This window comes from Pseudomonas anuradhapurensis (genome assembly GCF_014269225.2).
GTDB classification, from domain to species: domain Bacteria; phylum Pseudomonadota; class Gammaproteobacteria; order Pseudomonadales; family Pseudomonadaceae; genus Aquipseudomonas; species Aquipseudomonas anuradhapurensis.
On sequence record NZ_CP077097.1, the window covers coordinates 4,485,171 to 4,501,623 of the forward strand.

The window sequence follows — 16,453 nt, forward strand, 5'->3', positions numbered from 1 at the left end:
AAGCGTCAGGCTTGCAGTGCAGCAGCCAACTCGGCCAGCCACGGCTCGGCATCCGCTTCCGGGGTCACCGTCTCACTGGCGTCCAGGCGCAGCATCGGCTGTACTTCCCGCACGCCCAGCTCGGCGAACAGCTCGCGCATTTGCTCACCGCCACCGCAATAGGTATCGCCATAGCTGGAGTCGCCCAGCGCGATCACCGCACCCGGCAGGCCGCGCCAGGCCGCTGGCAGCGTATCGCGGATGCTGGAGTACAACGGCATGAGGCTGTCCGGCAGTTCGCCCATGCCGGTGGTCGAGGTGACAGCCAACAGGGCATCGGGGGCGAAACCTTCGAGGTCCTGCAAGGTGGCGCGCGCCGCATGCCAGGCCTCCAGGCCCGCGGCCTTGAGCAGTGCTTCTGCGTGACGGGCGACTTCTTCGGCGGTGCCGTAGACCGATCCGGAAATAATGGCGACTTTCATCAAGTAGAGGATTCCGAAACTGAGTGAAAACGTAGGATACTAGCATTCAGTGCTGGCAAAAGGCTGCCTCTACTCTAGTCGCCATCTTCAGCCCTTCTTCGCCAATGGCCCGAACATGATCAACGCGCAACTACTGCAATCCATGGTCGATGCATCCAATGACGGGATTGTGGTCGCCGAACAGGAAGGCGACGACACCATCCTGATCTACGTGAATGCCGCCTTCGAACGCCTGACCGGCTATAGCCGTGACGAGATCCTTTATCAGGACTGTCGCTTCCTGCAAGCCGATGACCGCGACCAGCTTGGCCGCGCCCGCATTCGCAAGGCGCTGGCCGAAGGCCGCCCGTGCCGCGAAGTGCTGCGCAACTACCGCAAGGATGGCAGCGCCTTCTGGAATGAACTGTCGATCACCCCGGTCAGGCACGACGCCGAACAGCGCACCTACTTCATCGGTATCCAGAAAGAAGTCAGCCGCCAGGTCGAACTGGAACGCGAGCTGGCCGAAATGCGCGCTCGTCCGAAACCCGACGAACGCAGCTGAACCAAGCGCGACGCTCGCGGTCAATCCCGTTGAAGAAATTGTCACCCTCGAGTTCGATCATGCAAGCAGAAGCGCTCCTGACTCAGGACGAGCTGGACTTCATACAGAGCATGCAGCATTCGCCGCAACTGAACCTGGCCGACCCCATGTCGAGCCTGCTGGTCAATGGCGACCGCCGAATCCAGAGTTTGCTCACCCGTCTGGTAGCCAACGAACAAGTCACCTTGCAGGCCCAGTTCAACAACCAGCAGATCAGCTTCCCGCTGCAACTGGTGGAGGACGAGTTCCACGCCCTGCACCTGCAACTGGGCTCGCCGGAAATCTACGAAGACGGCCCCAGCTTGCGCCCGTGGCGCCTGTCGATGGAGCAGCCGAGCGCGTTGCTCGATGCCCAAGGCCAGGACAGCGGCCTGTGGGTTCGTGACATCTCGTTCAAAGGTACGCTGCTGGAAATCCGTGGCCTGCCTGCCGCGCCCGCCCGTTTCGAACTACGCTTCGCCCCCGAAGGTATCAACCCCATCGAACTGCTGGGTGTGTTGAGCCGGCGCATCGGCCCGGACCTGGCTGCCTACGACCTCAGCCAAAGCTCGGCAGAAGAGATCGAACGCCTGCGCGACTACATTCTGCAAGCCCACCGCCGGGCTCACCCCGAGCTGCACACTCAAGTATCGAGCTGACCGGCCAGAAATTGCCGCAATCGCTGGCGCATCACACTGCCCTGCGCACCCAGGCAGGCTATCGGGCTGCCTGCCAGGCTGTCCTGAGCCAGCTCCGCCGCTTCACCAGCCAGTAGCAACGGGCACTCCAGCCCAGCCACCAGGCGCGCCAGGCGGCGACCGAGTTCTGTGGTAAGCGACTGGTGGGAGAACAACACCAGGGCATCCGGTTTCAGGCGCTCGCAGACCAGCGCCAGCTCCGCCAGCGGTTGGCCGCTGGGCAACAGGGTAACTCCCACTTCGTCGCTGCCCAGCATCAGGCTGGTCACCAGCAATTCCAGCTCGTGACATTGCCCCGGAAGCGGCGCCAGCAGCACCGTGCGCCGGCGCGGTGCCTGGGCAAGCTGCAAGCGGGCGAACACCCGCCCACGCAGGAACTGGTCAAGGAACAGCCACTCGCTGGCCTGCCCGTAACTGCCCTGCCCGACCGCAAGGTCATGCCACACCGGCATGAACACTTCGCTGAATACCTGGTCCAGGGTAGTTGCCGCGAAGACCTCGTTGAACAAGCGGTCCAGGCCCGCCGCGTCAAACCGTTGCAGCGCCTGGCGAATCTGCTGTTGCCAACGCGCCCAGGCGTCCGTCACCCCGCCTGTCGGCCCGGCCAGGGCATGGTCGCGCGCGAGAATGCTGGCGACCTTGCTCACCGCCACGCCGCGCTCCAGCCAGCCAAGGATGCGCCGCACGTCATCGATGTCGGCCTGCGAATACAGGCGATGGCCACTGTCGGTGCGGGTTGGCTGGATCAGGCCATAGCGGCGTTCCCAGGCGCGCAAGGTTACGGCATTGACGCCGGTCAGGCGGGAAACCTCACGGATCGGAAACAGGTCCTGCTGCATCAGGCCCGCATCAATCATTGGATTACGTCCCTGTTCGTTCATCTTCACGGAGTACCCTGTGGGCGGAAGTCGAGCAGTAGTCTACTACGACGTCGACGGCCACAGGGATCGACCGTTTGCCGGCTGACAGTTGCCGATGCACGCCGATACGCGATAATCCGCGCCCGATTCTTGCATGCACGCCTGTGTCGCCCACCACCCCGGGCGCTTCAGCCAGAAGGGCCAGCTACCCGCCAGCCCTGTTGCCAGGAGATACACGATGTCTACCCCACCCGTCACCCTGATGGTGTCGCGCCGCGCCGCCCATGGCCGCTACCAGGACCTGCTGGCCTGGCTGCATGAAGGCGAGCAGTTGGCTACCGACTTCCCCGGCTACCTCGGCTCCGGCATCCTTGCCCCACCCAGCGATGGCGATGAGTTCCAGATCATCTTCCGCTTCAGTGACGAACCCACACTGCATGCCTGGGAGCACTCCGCTTCGCGCCGGGCCTGGTTGCAACGTGGCAACGGCCTGTTTGAACGCCCCAGAGAAGCGCGCGTAAGCGGCATTGATGACTGGTTTTGCACCAGCATGGTGCAAAAACCACCGCGCTGGAAGCAGGCCGTGGCCATCTGGCTGGCGTTTTTCCCGGTGTCGCTGGTATTCAACCTGGTGTTCGGCCACTGGCTGGCAGCGCTGGACCTGGTGCCTCGGGTACTGCTCAGCACCCTGGCCCTGACGCCTGTGATGGTCTACCTGTTCATCCCGCTGTCCACCCGCCTGCTGGCCGGCTGGCTACAGGCCGCGCCGCGCAGTGGAGCAGTACTGCGCAGCCGCTGAGCGCAGCGGTACAAGAGGAAATTTCTTGAGGTATGCTGGGCGGCAACGACAGACCAGACAAGTTGACCGCCCGAACATGAACAGCCCAATTCTCGTAACCGGAGCCAGCCAGCGTGTCGGGCTGGCCCTGGCCCTTGAACTGGCCCAGGCCGGCCACACGGTGGTCAGTGCCAGCCGTAGCGCCCAGCCAGGGGCGACCCACCCGAACATCGTGCAGTTCCAGGCCGACCTGTGCCAGGCGGCCGACCGCCAGGCCCTGATCGACTACCTGCACAGCCATTACGACGGCCTGCGCGCAATCATCCATAACGCCTCGCTGTGGCTGGACGATGGCCTCGACAACCTCGAAACCATGTTCCGCCTGCATGTCGAAGCACCCTACCACCTCAACCTGGCACTGGGCGACCTGCTGGCCAGGGAGGAAAAGGCCGACATCATCCACATTTGCGACGAAACCTCTTCGCGCGGCAGCAAAAGCCATATCGGTTATGCCGCAACCAAGGCGGCGTTGCAGAACATGGTGCTGTCGTTCGCCGAAAAATATGCGCCCAAGGTGCGTGTGAACGGTATTCTTCCCGGGCTGCTGATCCTCAAGGAAGGAGGTGACGAAGCCTACCGCCAGCAAACCCTGAAGAAGGCCTTGCTGGAGTTCGAACCAGGCGCCGGTCCGCTGATCGAGACGGTCAAGTACCTGCTCGCCAGCCAGTACAGCACCGGCAGCCAGGTGGTCATCAACGGTGGCCGCCACCTGAAGAACCGCATGACCTGAGAGAAGCCCATGACCCCACAGCAACAGCTCGAACTCGAGGCCGCCGCGTTCCGGCGCCTGGTCGAACACCTGCAAAAGCGCAGCGACGTGCAGAACATCGACCTGATGAACCTGTCCGGCTTTTGCCGCAACTGCCTGTCCAAGTGGTACAAGGCGGCGGCTGACGAGCGCCAGCTCGAGGTGAGCCTGGATGATGCCCGCGAAGCGGTGTACGGCATGCCTTATGCCGAGTGGAAAGCCCAATACCAGAAAGAAGCCAGCGCCGAGCAGCAAGCGGCGTTCGAAAAAGGAAAACCTCGTGACTGACCTCGACACCCTGCGCGCCAGCCTGGCCAGCGGCAAACACCTCTTTGCCGACACCCTGGCGTTCATTGCCGACCATTACAGCTACCAGCCACAAGCCTTCGACAACGGCGGCGTGGCGAATGCCGCCGGGCAGAACGAAGGCTCGTGCAAGACCCTGGGCCTGGCGCTGCTGGAAGGGCTGAGCGACCAGGAAGCGCTGCTGGCCTTTGGCGAGCACTACCGTGACGTGCTGGCCACGCCCGAGGGCAGCGACCATGGCAACATCCGCGCGCTGATCAAGCATGGCCTGGCCGGTGTGAAGTTTGCCGGGCAGCCGCTTTCGCGCAAGGCTTGAGATAGCCGGGGCTGCTTTGCAGCCCGTCGCGACACAAGGCCGCTCCTACAGAAGACCGCGTTCGCTTGTAGGAGCGGCCTTGTGTCGCGATAGGGCCGCAGAGCGGCCCCAAAATCTCGAAACCAACCTCAGTGGATGATGGTTCCCGGCACCTCACCCGGCAACCCACCCTGCTGCAACCACTGCAAGGCCACCGGCCACAAACTTTCGCAAAAGCGGTCATGAAAGAACGCGAAGTGGCCAATTTCATCGACCGAGATATCCACAGGCGCAATGCGCAGGTGCTGGCGCTTGGCGCCCTGCAGATAACCCAGCAAACGCTCGGTCGCCGCCACGGTACCAAAGGGGTCATCGGTCAGGCTGATGGCCAACGTCGCCGCCCGCACCTGGGCGAACGGTAGTGCCTCCAGTGCACGCCCGCTGGGTCGGTGCTCATAGCGTGGGGTACGGGTGGTCCAGTCGTGCACCACGCCGGATGGCGTGTCCTCCAGCCAACCCAGGCGCTTGCCGGGAAAGTAACCGAACACCCGGGTGAGCAGCGGCATTACCACATGCCACTTGCCGAACAGTTGCCAACGCTGGTCAGCCGCGTAATCGCGCCAATAGGCGAATTGCGCACCAACCATCACCACCCGGCGAACCTTGCTCGCCGAAGGTGCCAGCCCCACTGCACAGCCGCCAAAACTGTGCCCCACCACGTCCACCGGCTGGCCGGGGAAATGTTCTGCGGCATGCACCAGCATGGCTTCGAAATCCAACCGGCCCCAATCGCTCCAGGAGGCCTGGAAGCCGCGCAGCGATGGTGGGCGGGATTCGCCGATACCACGGTAGTCGTAGGTCAGCACATCGCAGCCCTGGGCGAACAGGTAGTCGGCAAAGCGCGAGTAATAGCGGCAGCGTACCGAAGTGGCAGCATTGATGATCACCAGCGGCCGCTGGCTGTCAGGTTGGGCGTGGCGCCAGCGGAAGCCGCCGAGGCTGTAGCCGTCGGCTGCGGTATGGCAAAAGGCGGTGGCAGGTTGGGCAAGGCTGCTCATGGCACATTCCCTGTTCTGGTGCGCCAAAGCTAGCAAAAAATCGTCAGCCTGTGCTGGCCTTATCGCCGGCAAGCCGGCTCCCACAACTATTGCACAAGCCCAAAGGCCTGGGGACACTCGGTGGGAGCTGGCCGGCGATGAGGCCAGCGCAGTTTCAGCTTACAGCTCGACGCAGTCGAACTTCACATCGGTAGCCACGTCTTCGTCGTAGTTGACGTCAGCACGCTCGAAGCCGAACAGGTTGAGGAACTGCTTCTTGTAACCGGCATAGTCGGTCAGCTCGAACAGGTTCTCGGTGGTCACCTGTGGCCACATGGCCTTGCAGGCATCCTGCACGTCGTCACGCAGTTCCCAGTCGTCCAGGCGCAGGCGGCCCTTTTCGTCGACCTCGGCCGGCGCACCGTCGGCGCGGTACATGCGGTCGCGGAACATGCGGTCCAGCTGGTCCTGGGTACCTTCGTGAACACCCTTTTCCTGCATGATCTTGAACACCATCGACAGGTACAGCGGCATCACCGGGATGGCCGAACTGGCCTGGGTAACCACCGACTTCAGCACCGCCACGTTGGCACCGCCGTTGATGTCAGCGGCCAGTTTCTGGTCCAGGCGCAGGGCGGTTTCGTCCAGGTCCTGCTTGGCCTGGCCCAGCGCACCGTGCCAGTAGATCGGCCAGGTGATTTCGGTGCCGATGTAGCTGAAGGCCACGGTGCGGGCGCCTTCGGCCAGCACGTTGGCGCCCGCCAGGGCATCGATCCACAGCTGCCAGTCCTGGCCGCCCATGACGGTAACGGTGTCTTGGATTTCCTGCTCGGTGGCCGGCTCGATGCTGGCCTCGATGATGGTGTCCTTGTTGGTGTCGATGGCGGTCGACTTGTATGGCTGGCCGATCGGTTTCAGCGCCGAACGCACCACTTCACCCGTCTGCGGCAGCTTGCGCACCGGCGAGGCCAGCGAGTAGATGACCAGGTCGACCTTGCCACCCATTTCGTTCTTGATCAGCTCGATGACCTTGGCGCGCGCTTCGTCGGAGAAGGCATCACCGTTGATCGACTTGCTGTACAGGCCTTCGGCCTTGGCAAACTTGTCGAAGGCGGCAGCGTTGTACCAGCCAGCGGTGCCGGCCTTGGTCTCGGTGCCTGGTTTTTCGAAGAACACACCCAGGGTGTCGGCCTTGAAGCCGAACGCCGCGGTGATACGGGCTGCCAGGCCGTAGCCGCTGGAAGCGCCGATGACCAGGACCTTCTTCGGGCCATCCTCGCGCACGCCCAGCTTGCGGGTGGCTTCGATCTGGTCACGGACGTTGAGCTCGCAGCCCTTCGGGTGAGTCGTGGTGCAGATGAAACCGCGAACCTTAGGATGAATGATGGCCAATGTCTGTACCTCGTCAGGTTTATGCCGGGGAAGCGCCACCATCGGGCGTTTCCGAATGAATTGATCAGAGGGTGAGACTACCCTCGCTGGTTATCCGACACATATTACGGGCTGATCAGGGGGATGCAAAACGGAGCTTCGCCGGTACCGGCCCTTTCGCAACGGTTCGGCGCGCAACAGCCGGTGCACTTGGTCGCGGGGCCGATGCGCGTCGGCTGTGCGCCTATTCATTGGTTTTCCACATCAATCGCAAAGAAAAACAAACTTAACAAATGAGCCCAAGCCACCGATGCTTGAAGCACTACGCCCATCGCACGGAGAACAACAACATGAACGACGTGGTTATCGTCGCTGCAACCCGTACCGCCATCGGCAGTTTCCAGGGCGCCCTCGCCACAGTGCCTGCGGTAGACCTCGGTGCCGCCGTGATCAAGCGCCTGCTGGAGCAGACCGGGCTGGAGCCGGCGCAGGTCGATGAAGTGATCCTCGGCCAGGTGCTTACCGCCGGTGCCGGGCAGAACCCCGCACGCCAGGCTGCGATCAAGGCCGGCCTGCCCTACAGCGTACCGGCGCTGACCCTGAACAAGGTCTGCGGTTCGGGCCTGAAGGCCCTACACCTGGCAGCCCAGGCCATCCGTTGCGGTGATGCCGAGGTGGTCATCGCCGGGGGCCAGGAGAACATGAGCCTCGCCCCCTATGTGATGCCCTCGGCCCGTACCGGCCAGCGCATGGGCCACGGCCAGCTGGTCGACAGCATGATCAGCGACGGCCTGTGGGATGCTTTCAACGACTACCACATGGGTATCACGGCGGAAAACCTGGTGGACAAGTACGGCCTCAGCCGTGAACAGCAGGACGCGTTTGCCGCCGAGTCGCAGCGCAAGGCGGTGGCGGCGATCGAGGCGGGCCGCTTCGATGCCGAGATCACTCCGATCGTGCTGCCGCAGAAGAAGGGCGAGCCCAAGGTCTTCGCGCGAGACGAACAACCACGCCAGGACACCACCGTCGAATCCCTGGGCAAACTGCGCCCGGCGTTCAAGAAGGATGGCAGCGTCACCGCCGGCAATGCTTCCAGCCTGAACGATGGCGCCGCCGCCGTGATGTTGATGAGCGCCGCCAAGGCCAAGGCCCTGGGCTTGCCGGTGCTGGCCAGGATCGCAGCCTATGCCAGCGCTGGCGTAGACCCGGCGATCATGGGTATCGGCCCGGTTTCGGCGACCCAGCGTTGCCTGGATAAAGCCGGTTGGCAGCTGGCCGAACTGGACCTGATCGAAGCCAACGAGGCCTTCGCCGCGCAGGCGTTGGCAGTGGGCAAGGCGCTGGAGTGGGATGCTGCGCGGGTCAACGTGAATGGCGGGGCAATTGCCCTCGGCCATCCGATCGGGGCGTCCGGGTGCCGGGTGCTGGTGACCCTGCTGCACGAAATGATCAAGCGCGATGCAAAAAAAGGCCTGGCTACCCTGTGCATCGGTGGTGGGCAAGGCGTGGCGTTGGCGATCGAGCGCTGATTACGCCGCCGTATCTGCAGCGCCTGTGAGACCGAGCGCCGCCCGCGCGGCGCATCGCGAGCTGCGCTCGCTCCTACGTCTGTTTCGGGCCAGTAACGCCTATGACAGTCGCGCGCGACCGCCTGGTTCATATGACGCGATCATTCCGTCATGCGCCAAAACGTTCGCGCGCAAATGCCCCAGAAATAATTGGCCCGAAACAGACGTAGGAGCGAGCGCAGCTCGCGATGCGCCGCGCGGGCGGCGCTCGGTCTCACAGGCGCTGCAGTTATCACGGCAAACACCTCGCTGCCCGCTCAAATCACCTACCTAGGCCAAGGTACGCAGCTCGCGGGCAGCGGCAACCATATTGATCAACGCTGCCTCGGTCTCCGGCCAGCCACGGGTCTTCAGCCCGCAATCCGGGTTGACCCACAGGCGCTCGGCGGGAATACGCCGGGCAGCCTTGCGCAACAGCTTGACCATTTCCTCGCGGCTCGGCACCCGCGGCGAGTGAATGTCATACACCCCCGGGCCGATCTCGTTGGGGTAGGCAAACCGCTCGAATGCCGCCAGCAATTCCATGTCCGAACGCGAAGTCTCGATGGTGATCACGTCGGCATCCATTGCCGCGATCGACTCGATCACGTCATTGAACTCGCTATAGCACATGTGAGTGTGAATCTGGGTTTCGTCACGCACGCCCGAAGCACACAGGCGGAACGCCTCGGTAGCCCACTCCAGGTAATGGGCCCAGGCGCCGTGGCGCAGCGGCAAGCCTTCGCGGAAGGCTGCTTCGTCGATCTGTACGATCCGGATCCCCGCCGCTTCCAGGTCGAGTACTTCGTCGCGGATCGCCAGTGCCAGCTGACGCGCCTGCACCTCGCGGCTGACATCCTCGCGTGGGAACGACCACATCAGCATGGTCACCGGGCCGGTCAGCATGCCCTTCATCACCTTACCGGTCAGGCCCTGGGCATACGTGATCCATTCCACGGTCATGGCCTTCGGCCGGCTCAGGTCGCCAACGATCACCGCCGGCTTCACGCAGCGCGAGCCATAGCTCTGTACCCAGCCGAAGCGGGTAAAGGCATAGCCATCGAGCTGCTCGGCGAAGTACTCGACCATGTCGTTGCGCTCGGCCTCGCCGTGTACCAGCACATCCAGGCCCAGGTCTTCCTGGATTTTCACCGCGTGGCGGATCTCGCTGTGCATGGCCTCGACATAATCGGCCTCGCTCAGCTTGCCTTGCCGGTAGGCCTGGCGTGCCAGGCGAATCGCCGACGTCTGCGGGAACGAACCAATGGTTGTGGTCGGGAACGCGGGCAGGCCGAGCCGCGCACGCTGCTTGCCGATACGCTGGGCAAACGCCGACTGGCGCTGGCTGTCGGCGGGCTTGATGGCGGCCAGGCGGGCTTGCACGGCGGGTTTGTGAATGCGCGGTGAAGCCGCGCGGCTGGCCTGTACGGCCTGGCTCTGCGCCAGGGCAGCGGTAACCTCCGCGGCCTGCGGGTCATCGATGGCCTTGGCCAGTAGCGCCACCTCCTGGCACTTCTGCACGGCAAAGGCCAGCCAGCTTTGCAGCTCGGCATCCAGCTGGTCTTCACGGTCCAGATCCACCGGGCTGTGCAGCAGCGAGCAGGACGGTGCTACCCACAGCCGGTCGCCGAGGCGTTCATGGGCATGGCGCAGTACCTCCAGCGCCTGCTCCAGGTCGCAGCGCCAGACATTGCGGCCGTTGACCAGGCCCAGCGACAGCACCTTGTAGGCCGGCAGGCGGTCGAGGATGGTCGGGTACTGCTCGGGTGCCCGCACCAGGTCGATGTGCAGGCCATCGACCGGCAGGTTGGCAGCCAGGCCAAGGTTGTCCTCCAGGCCGCCGAAGTAGGTGGCGATCAGCTTCTTCAGCGGCGCACGCTGGATGATGTTGTAGACGCGCTCGTAGGCGTTCTTCCAGTCCTGGGGCAGGTCCAGGGCCAGGATCGGCTCGTCCAGCTGCACCCACTCCACGCCTTGGGCAGCCAGGCGGTTGAGGATCTGGTCATACAACGGCAACAGACGGTCGAGCAGCTCCAGCTTGTCGAAATCGCCGCCCTTGGCCTTGCCCAGCCACAAATAGGTCAGCGGGCCGATCACCACTGGCTTGACCGTATGGCCCAGGGCCTGGGCTTCGTCCACTTCTTCGAACAGCTGTTCCCAGCTGAGGACGAACTGTTGGTCGGCGGTGAATTCGGGGACCAGATAGTGGTAGTTGGTGTCGAACCACTTGGTCATTTCCTGGGCGTGGGCGCCGCCACAGCAGCTGTCTCCGACGGCACCACGGGCCATGGCGAACAGGGTTTGCAGGGTTGGCCTGGCGCCGTCACGGCTGCGAAAGCGCTGCGGGATCACGCCGAAGGTCAGCGAGTGGGTCAGCACCTGGTCGTACCAGGCGAAATCGCCGACCGGCAGCAGTTCGATTCCGGCGTCTTTCTGCACTTGCCAGTGGCGGGCACGCAGCTCGCGGCCGACGGCGCGCAGGCCGGCTTCGTCGAGTTCACCCTTCCAGTAGGCTTCCTGGGCCTTTTTCAGCTCGCGGTCGCGGCCGATACGTGGAAAGCCCAGGTTGTGTGCCAGTGCCATGTCTTGTCCCTCAGCATGCAGAAATGAATGAGGGGATTTTCCGGGTGCTGGCATCTTGAGACAAACTCATTAAATTTGAGATGAACTCAAGATTTTCTCATGATCGAGAATTTGTGCTGTCTGTACTGGCCCCATCGCGGGCATGCCCGCTCCCACATGCGTCCAGGTTCATGCAACACCTGTGGGAGCGGGCGCGCCCGCGAAGAGGCCGGCACAGGCACACACATGTCTCATTCAGAGCATGACCCCACCCGCCTTCTGCCGCACAATGCCACCCTGACCACACCAGGTGCCCGGCCCCATGAGCCTGCTGAAAACCGCGCTGCGCGAAAACACCTTCGTCTGCGTCATGGAATTCGTCCCCAAGCCCTCGGCAGAACGTTTCGCTGCCATGGAGGAAATCCTGGCGCGCGCGCACCTGTGCGGCTGGCCAATGACCGTGGCCATCGGCGACCGCGTCGGCAGCCCGCTGGACATGTCACCGCTGGATGCTCTCGCCTCGTTCAGCAACCCGGTACCGGCCCTGCCGCACTTCTCCGGCAAGGACCGCGAACGCCATCACCTGCTCGCCCAACTGCAACGCATGGATGCGGCCGGTCTCGACCAGTTGCTGCTGCTCACCGGCGACCGCCTGCCCGGCCACCAGCCAGGCCAACGCCCGGTGCGCTACCTGGAGTCGGTCGCCGCCCTGCAGATTGCCCGCCAGGCCTGCCCGCACTGGCTGCTCGGCGCGGCCCTCAACCCGTTCAAGTACTGCGAGGAAGAAGGCGGCGCCCAGTACTTCAAGGCCGAGAAGAAACTGGCGGCCGGCGCCGACTTTTTCACCCTGCAACTGGGCTTCGATGCCGGCAAACACCAGGAAGCCATGCACTGGATGCGCCGCCAGGCCACGCCCAGGCCGATGCTGGCCTGCCTCATGAGCCTTACCCATGGGCGGGCGGCGATGCTCGACCATGTCGCCGGGGTGACCGTCACGCCGTCCATGCGCGACCTGCTCGAAGCTGAAGCGGCCCAGTCCAAGGCCTTTGCCCAGGCACGCAGCGTCGACCGCCTGGCCTTGCAGATCATCGGCGTCAAGCTGATAGGCTATGCCGGTGTGCACCTGTCAGGTATTCACGAACTCAAGCAGCTGTTCGCGCTGGAAGCACGCATCGAGCACTGGCAAGCGCAGATCCAAACGCTGGAACAATGGGCACCTGCCTGGCAAGCCAGTTGGCAGATGCCTGGCCTGCCGGCGGTCAGTTTCCACCCGCCACAGGCGAGCTGGCGCCAGGGCGAGTCACGGGTCGATGCGTCGTTCAAAGAAAAAGCGCGCTATCACTTGATGCATGGCATGCATGCGCTGCTGTTCAGCCGCCGCAATAGCCTGAGCAAGGCATTTGGCTGGGCCGTGCGCCAGCAGTTGTGGAAGACGCGCCTTGGCGCGCAGGTGCTGCACAAGGTGGAACGTGCGGTGAAGCGACCGCTGGTAGGCTGCGACACCTGCGGCCGTTGCCGCCTGGAAGACACCCTGTACATCTGCCCGGAAACCTGCCCCAAGGGTCTGGCCAACGGCCCTTGCGGCGGAACCGCGCTGAACCGCTGCGAGTTCGGCGATCGCGAGTGCATTCACAGCGTCAAGTACCGCACGGCCAAGGCGGTACGGCAGACGACGGTGCTGAGCGAGCGTCTGATCCCGTGCATCGAGGTCGAGACACGCCACCGCAGCTCATGGCCGCAATGGTTTCAGGCGCAGACACCGCGCCAGCTCAGTCCGCAGCCAGCGCCTCGAACCCAGCCCGAATCGTAGCTTCGGGCAGTTCGTCGGCGATGAACACCATCACGCTTTCGCGGGTTTCACCCTCGGCCCATTCGACATCCCAATCGAAGCCGTAGAGCTTGAGCACGCCCTGGAACACCAGCTTGCGCGCCTCACCGGCAATGTTCAGCACCCCCTTGTAGCGCAACAGTTGCGTGCCGTGGGTTTCCAGCAAAGCGTTCATGAAGTCGCTGAGGCGGTCGATGTCCAAAGCGGTTTGCGTGCGCAGCACCAAGGTGGAGATGCGGTCCGGGGTAGCGGGCTTGAGCAGCGGGCGTAGCGCTGGCTTCAGGTTCGCGCCCAGATCGGGGTTGAGGTTGAAGCCACGCACATCCAGCAGTTCCGCCAGGTCGATGCGGCCATGCTCGACCACGCGGATCTCGGCCCGGCCATTGATACGTGCCAGGCGTTCGCCCAGCGCCTCGACCACAGCCGGCTCGACCAGGTCGGTCTTGCTCAGCAGCAGGCGATCGGCAAAGCCGACCTGGGCCTGGGCGATGGCCTGGGTCAGGTGCAGCTCGGCATGCGCGGCATCGACCAGGGTGATGATGCCGTCGAGGATATAGCGCTCACGCAGCTCTTCATCGATGAAGAAGGTTTGCGCCACCGGCGCCGGGTCGGCCAGGCCGGTGCATTCGATCACCAGGCGGTCGAAGGCGATCTCGCCTGCATCCAGGCGTTCCAGCAGCAGGTACAGGGCACGGGTCAGGTCGCCATGGATGCTGCAGCACACGCAGCCGTTGGCCAGCGTCATCACCTGCACCGGCTCGTCGCCGAGCAGCTGGCTGTCGATGCCAGCCTCGCTGAATTCGTTCTCGATCACGGCGATCTTCAGGCCATGCTCGGCCTTGAGCATGTACTTGAGCAGGGTGGTCTTGCCAGCGCCGAGGAAGCCGGTGAGTACGGTTACGGGAATAGGCGTCTGCACGCAGAACATCTCCTGTGCAGTGGAATGGACGGGGGGAGCGCGAGCCCTGCAGGAGCGGTCTTGTGTCGCGATCGGGCCGCAACGCGGCCCGATCGCGGCACTAGGCCGCTCCTACGCAGTACTGCGCTAGCCTGGACTTAGCAGCACTTGGGCCCGGACTTGCCACCATAACGCGCTTCCTGGCGTTCACGGAAGAACGCCTCGTAGCTCATCACCGGCTGGTCCGGGTGCGTCTTCTGCATGTGCTCGACATAGTTGTCATAGTCGGGCATGCCGACCATCAGGCGGGCTGCCTGCCCCAGGTATTTACCCAGTCGACCCAGGTCGTTGAACATCGCAGCAGTCCTCTCAAGCGTCAGGCAGGGCCTGGAACGGGGTTTCCTTGTCGGTACGCTCCTTGCGGCCGAGGGCGGCGAAACCGACCTTGACGGCAAAGAACAGCACACTGAACACCACCGCCAGGAACAGCACGGTCAGGCCGGCGTTGGTGTAGGCGTTGAAGATCACGTGCTGCATCTGCCCGATATCCTTGGCCGGGGCCAATACCTGGCCGGCTTCCAGCGCGGTGCTGTACTTCTTGGCCAGGGCCAGGAAGCCCACCGCCGGGTTCGGGTCGAACAGCTTGATCAGGCCTGCGGTGGTGGTGCAGATCAGCAGCCACACGGCCGGCAGCAGCGTGACCCAGACATAGCGCTGGCGCTTCATCTTGATCAGCACCACGGTGCCGAGCATCAGGGCGATACCGGCCAGCATCTGGTTGGAGATACCAAACAGCGGCCACAGCGTGTTGATGCCACCCAGCGGGTCGATCACCCCCTGGTACAGCAGGTAGCCCCACAGCGCCACGCAGCCGGCGGTGCCGATCAGGTTGGCAGTCCACGACTCGGTGCGCTTGAGCGCCGGCACGAAGCTACCCAGCAGGTCCTGCAGCATGAAGCGCCCGGCACGGGTACCGGCGTCGACCGCGGTAAGGATGAACAGCGCCTCGAACAGGATCGCGAAGTGGTACCAGAAGGCCATGGTGTTCTCACCCGGCAGCACCTGGTGAAGGATCTGCGCGATCCCCACCGCCAGGGTCGGTGCACCACCGGCACGCGCCAGGACGGTATGCTCGCCGATGTCGCGGGCCGTGGCCTCGAGCTGTTCCGGGGTAATCAGGAAGCCCCAGCTGCTGACCGTTTGCGCCACCGATGCCACGTCGGCACCGACCACGGCGGCCGGGCTGTTCATGGCGAAGTACACGCCAGGCTCGATCACCGAGGCGGCGACCATGGCCATGATAGCGACGAACGATTCCATCAGCATGCCGCCGTAGCCGATGTAGCGGGCGTTGGTTTCGTTGTCGAGCAGCTTGGGCGTGGTCCCCGAAGAGATCAGCGCGTGGAAGCCGGACACCGCACCACAGGCAATGGTGATGAACAGGAACGGGAACAGGGTGCCCTTCCACACCGGCCCGGTACCGTCGGTGAACTGGGTCAGCGCCGGCATTTTCAGCTCGGGCGCGATGATCAGGATACCGATGGCCAGGCCGACGATGGTGCCGATCTTGAGGAAGGTCGACAGGTAGTCACGCGGCGCCAGCACCAGCCATACCGGCAGCACGGCGGCGACGAAGCCGTAGCCCACCAGCATCCAGGTGATCTGCACGCCAGTGAAGGTGAACGCCGGGCCCCACACCGGATCTGCGGCAATCTGGCCCCCAAGCCAGATCGAGGCCAGCAGCAGGACCACGCCGACCACCGAGATCTCGCCGATGCGGCCCGGGCGGATGTAGCGCATGTAGACGCCCATGAACATCGCGATCGGGATGGTCGCCATCACCGTGAACATGCCCCACGGGCTTTCGGCCAGGGCCTTGACCACGATCAGCGCCAGCACCGCGAGGATGATGATCATGATCAGGAAACAGCCGAACAGGGCGATGGTGCCGGGGATGCGGCCCATCTCCTCGCGCACCATGTCGCCCAGCGAGCGGCCGTTGCGGCGGGTGGACAGGAACAGGACCATGAAGTCCTGCACCGCACCGGCCAGCACCACGCCGGCGATCAGCCACAGCGTGCCGGGCAGGTAGCCCATCTGCGCGGCGAGTACCGGGCCAACCAATGGGCCTGCACCGGCGATGGCGGCGAAGTGGTGACCGAAAAGAATGTGTTTGTTGGTCGGAACGTAGTCCAGGCCGTCGTTGTTGAGCACCGCCGGGGTGGCACGGCGCGGGTCGAGTTGCATCACCTTGGTGGCGATGAACAGGCTGTAGTAACGATAGGCGACCAGGTAGATGGCCACTGCCGCGACCACGATCCACAAGGCATTGATCGCCTCGCCGCGACGCAGGGCGACCACACCCAGCGCGCAGGCTCCTATGACTGCCAGCGCCAGCCACGGAATGTGGCGTAGCAGGCTATTATTGTTGTTCATGGTTTG

At 63.9% G+C, this 16,453-nt stretch carries 16 protein-coding genes; 8 read left to right on the forward strand and 8 right to left on the reverse strand.

Translation table 11 applies throughout. The features are described from left to right. Window positions 1–5 precede the first annotated feature (5 nt). Window positions 6–461 carry a flavodoxin gene (locus HU763_RS20575; protein ID WP_170032586.1) on the reverse strand — a complete coding sequence of 152 codons (456 nt, stop codon included), beginning with the start codon at window positions 459–461 and terminating at the stop codon, window positions 6–8. Between the two features lie 115 nt (window positions 462–576). On the opposite strand from HU763_RS20575, the gene HU763_RS20580 reads away from it, so the two are divergent. Next, window positions 577–1,005, forward strand: a complete 429-nt coding sequence (locus HU763_RS20580; protein ID WP_186685447.1) for a PAS domain S-box protein — start codon at window positions 577–579, stop codon at window positions 1,003–1,005. Between the two features lie 59 nt (window positions 1,006–1,064). Next, a complete protein-coding gene (locus HU763_RS20585) occupies window positions 1,065–1,682 on the forward strand; it encodes a hypothetical protein (protein ID WP_170032590.1) in 618 nt (205 codons plus the stop codon). Here the strand turns inward: HU763_RS20585 and HU763_RS20590 are convergent. Continuing rightward, window positions 1,667–2,602 (reverse strand): MerR family transcriptional regulator, encoded by a 936-nt coding sequence (locus HU763_RS20590; RefSeq protein WP_186685448.1) that lies wholly within the window; start codon window positions 2,600–2,602, stop codon window positions 1,667–1,669. The two genes, HU763_RS20585 and HU763_RS20590, sit on opposite strands and share 16 nt — an antisense overlap. Before the next feature lie 217 nt (window positions 2,603–2,819). Here HU763_RS20590 and HU763_RS20595 point away from each other — a divergent pair, with 217 nt between their 5' ends. The 4 genes from HU763_RS20595 to HU763_RS20610 all read left to right on the forward strand — a co-directional run bounded on the left by HU763_RS20595 (window position 2,820) and on the right by HU763_RS20610 (window position 4,789). Further along, window positions 2,820–3,380, forward strand: coding sequence for a putative antibiotic biosynthesis monooxygenase (locus HU763_RS20595; RefSeq protein WP_186685449.1), 561 nt, complete (start codon window positions 2,820–2,822; stop codon window positions 3,378–3,380). A 76-nt stretch (window positions 3,381–3,456) separates the two neighbouring features. Beyond that, window positions 3,457–4,149 carry a dihydromonapterin reductase gene (folM, locus tag HU763_RS20600; protein WP_170032596.1) on the forward strand — a complete coding sequence of 231 codons (693 nt, stop codon included), beginning with the start codon at window positions 3,457–3,459 and terminating at the stop codon, window positions 4,147–4,149. A gap of 9 nt (window positions 4,150–4,158) precedes the next feature. Beyond that, window positions 4,159–4,455 carry a DUF1244 domain-containing protein gene (locus tag HU763_RS20605; RefSeq protein ID WP_170032598.1) on the forward strand — a complete coding sequence of 99 codons (297 nt, stop codon included), beginning with the start codon at window positions 4,159–4,161 and terminating at the stop codon, window positions 4,453–4,455. Next, on the forward strand, window positions 4,448–4,789 hold the full coding sequence (locus HU763_RS20610; RefSeq protein WP_186685450.1) for a HopJ type III effector protein: 342 nt from the start codon (window positions 4,448–4,450) through the stop codon (window positions 4,787–4,789). The genes HU763_RS20605 and HU763_RS20610 overlap by 8 nt, the downstream gene beginning before the upstream one ends. 128 nt (window positions 4,790–4,917) lie before the next feature. Here HU763_RS20610 and HU763_RS20615 read toward each other — a convergent pair whose 3' ends face one another. Both HU763_RS20615 and fabV read right to left on the reverse strand, forming a co-directional pair. Further along, window positions 4,918–5,826, reverse strand: a complete 909-nt coding sequence (locus HU763_RS20615) for an alpha/beta hydrolase family protein (protein ID WP_186685451.1) — start codon at window positions 5,824–5,826, stop codon at window positions 4,918–4,920. Between the two features lie 159 nt (window positions 5,827–5,985). Next, complete coding sequence (gene fabV, locus HU763_RS20620; protein WP_200626876.1) at window positions 5,986–7,197, reverse strand: enoyl-ACP reductase FabV; 1,212 nt, start codon at window positions 7,195–7,197, stop codon at window positions 5,986–5,988. 329 nt (window positions 7,198–7,526) lie between these two features. On the opposite strand from fabV, the gene HU763_RS20625 reads away from it, so the two are divergent. After that, a complete protein-coding gene (locus tag HU763_RS20625) occupies window positions 7,527–8,705 on the forward strand; it encodes an acetyl-CoA C-acetyltransferase (protein ID WP_186685452.1) in 1,179 nt (392 codons plus the stop codon). A gap of 309 nt (window positions 8,706–9,014) precedes the next feature. Here HU763_RS20625 and metE read toward each other — a convergent pair whose 3' ends face one another. After that, window positions 9,015–11,306, reverse strand: a complete 2,292-nt coding sequence (metE, locus tag HU763_RS20630; RefSeq protein ID WP_186685453.1) for a 5-methyltetrahydropteroyltriglutamate--homocysteine S-methyltransferase — start codon at window positions 11,304–11,306, stop codon at window positions 9,015–9,017. A 301-nt stretch (window positions 11,307–11,607) separates the two neighbouring features. Between metE and HU763_RS20635 the strand changes: the two genes are divergently transcribed. Further along, entirely contained in the window at window positions 11,608–13,095 is a 1,488-nt protein-coding gene (locus HU763_RS20635) for a methylenetetrahydrofolate reductase C-terminal domain-containing protein (RefSeq protein ID WP_186685454.1), read from the forward strand. Here the strand turns inward: HU763_RS20635 and yjiA are convergent. The 3 genes from yjiA to HU763_RS20650 all read right to left on the reverse strand — a co-directional run bounded on the left by yjiA (window position 13,055) and on the right by HU763_RS20650 (window position 16,447). Continuing rightward, window positions 13,055–14,032, reverse strand: coding sequence for a GTPase (gene yjiA, locus HU763_RS20640; protein WP_186685455.1), 978 nt, complete (start codon window positions 14,030–14,032; stop codon window positions 13,055–13,057). The genes HU763_RS20635 and yjiA overlap by 41 nt on opposite strands. Before the next feature lie 137 nt (window positions 14,033–14,169). Continuing rightward, window positions 14,170–14,367 (reverse strand): YbdD/YjiX family protein, encoded by a 198-nt coding sequence (locus HU763_RS20645; RefSeq protein WP_029614786.1) that lies wholly within the window; start codon window positions 14,365–14,367, stop codon window positions 14,170–14,172. Window positions 14,368–14,380: 13 nt separating this feature from the next. Next, the gene (locus HU763_RS20650) at window positions 14,381–16,447 is read right to left on the reverse strand and encodes a carbon starvation CstA family protein (RefSeq protein ID WP_186685456.1); all 2,067 of its coding nucleotides are present in this window, start codon (window positions 16,445–16,447) and stop codon (window positions 14,381–14,383) included. Between the last annotated feature and the right edge of the window lie 6 nt (window positions 16,448–16,453).

Bases quoted from the DNA above. Each gene is read 5' to 3' on its own strand.
- HU763_RS20595 (WP_186685449.1), top strand. From the start codon at position 2,820: ATGTCTACCCCACCCGTCACCCTGATGGTGTCGCGCCGCGCCGCCCAT.
- HU763_RS20590 (WP_186685448.1), bottom strand. From the start codon at position 2,602: ATGAACGAACAGGGACGTAATCCAATGATTGATGCGGGCCTGATGCAG.
- HU763_RS20575 (WP_170032586.1), bottom strand. From the start codon at position 461: ATGAAAGTCGCCATTATTTCCGGATCGGTCTACGGCACCGCCGAAGAA.
- folM (WP_170032596.1), top strand. From the start codon at position 3,457: ATGAACAGCCCAATTCTCGTAACCGGAGCCAGCCAGCGTGTCGGGCTG.
- HU763_RS20635 (WP_186685454.1), top strand. From the start codon at position 11,608: ATGAGCCTGCTGAAAACCGCGCTGCGCGAAAACACCTTCGTCTGCGTC.
- HU763_RS20615 (WP_186685451.1), bottom strand. From the start codon at position 5,826: ATGAGCAGCCTTGCCCAACCTGCCACCGCCTTTTGCCATACCGCAGCC.
- metE (WP_186685453.1), bottom strand. From the start codon at position 11,306: ATGGCACTGGCACACAACCTGGGCTTTCCACGTATCGGCCGCGACCGC.
- HU763_RS20645 (WP_029614786.1), bottom strand. From the start codon at position 14,367: ATGTTCAACGACCTGGGTCGACTGGGTAAATACCTGGGGCAGGCAGCC.
- HU763_RS20580 (WP_186685447.1), top strand. From the start codon at position 577: ATGATCAACGCGCAACTACTGCAATCCATGGTCGATGCATCCAATGAC.
- HU763_RS20605 (WP_170032598.1), top strand. From the start codon at position 4,159: ATGACCCCACAGCAACAGCTCGAACTCGAGGCCGCCGCGTTCCGGCGC.
- HU763_RS20625 (WP_186685452.1), top strand. From the start codon at position 7,527: ATGAACGACGTGGTTATCGTCGCTGCAACCCGTACCGCCATCGGCAGT.
- HU763_RS20650 (WP_186685456.1), bottom strand. From the start codon at position 16,447: ATGAACAACAATAATAGCCTGCTACGCCACATTCCGTGGCTGGCGCTG.
- HU763_RS20585 (WP_170032590.1), top strand. From the start codon at position 1,065: ATGCAAGCAGAAGCGCTCCTGACTCAGGACGAGCTGGACTTCATACAG.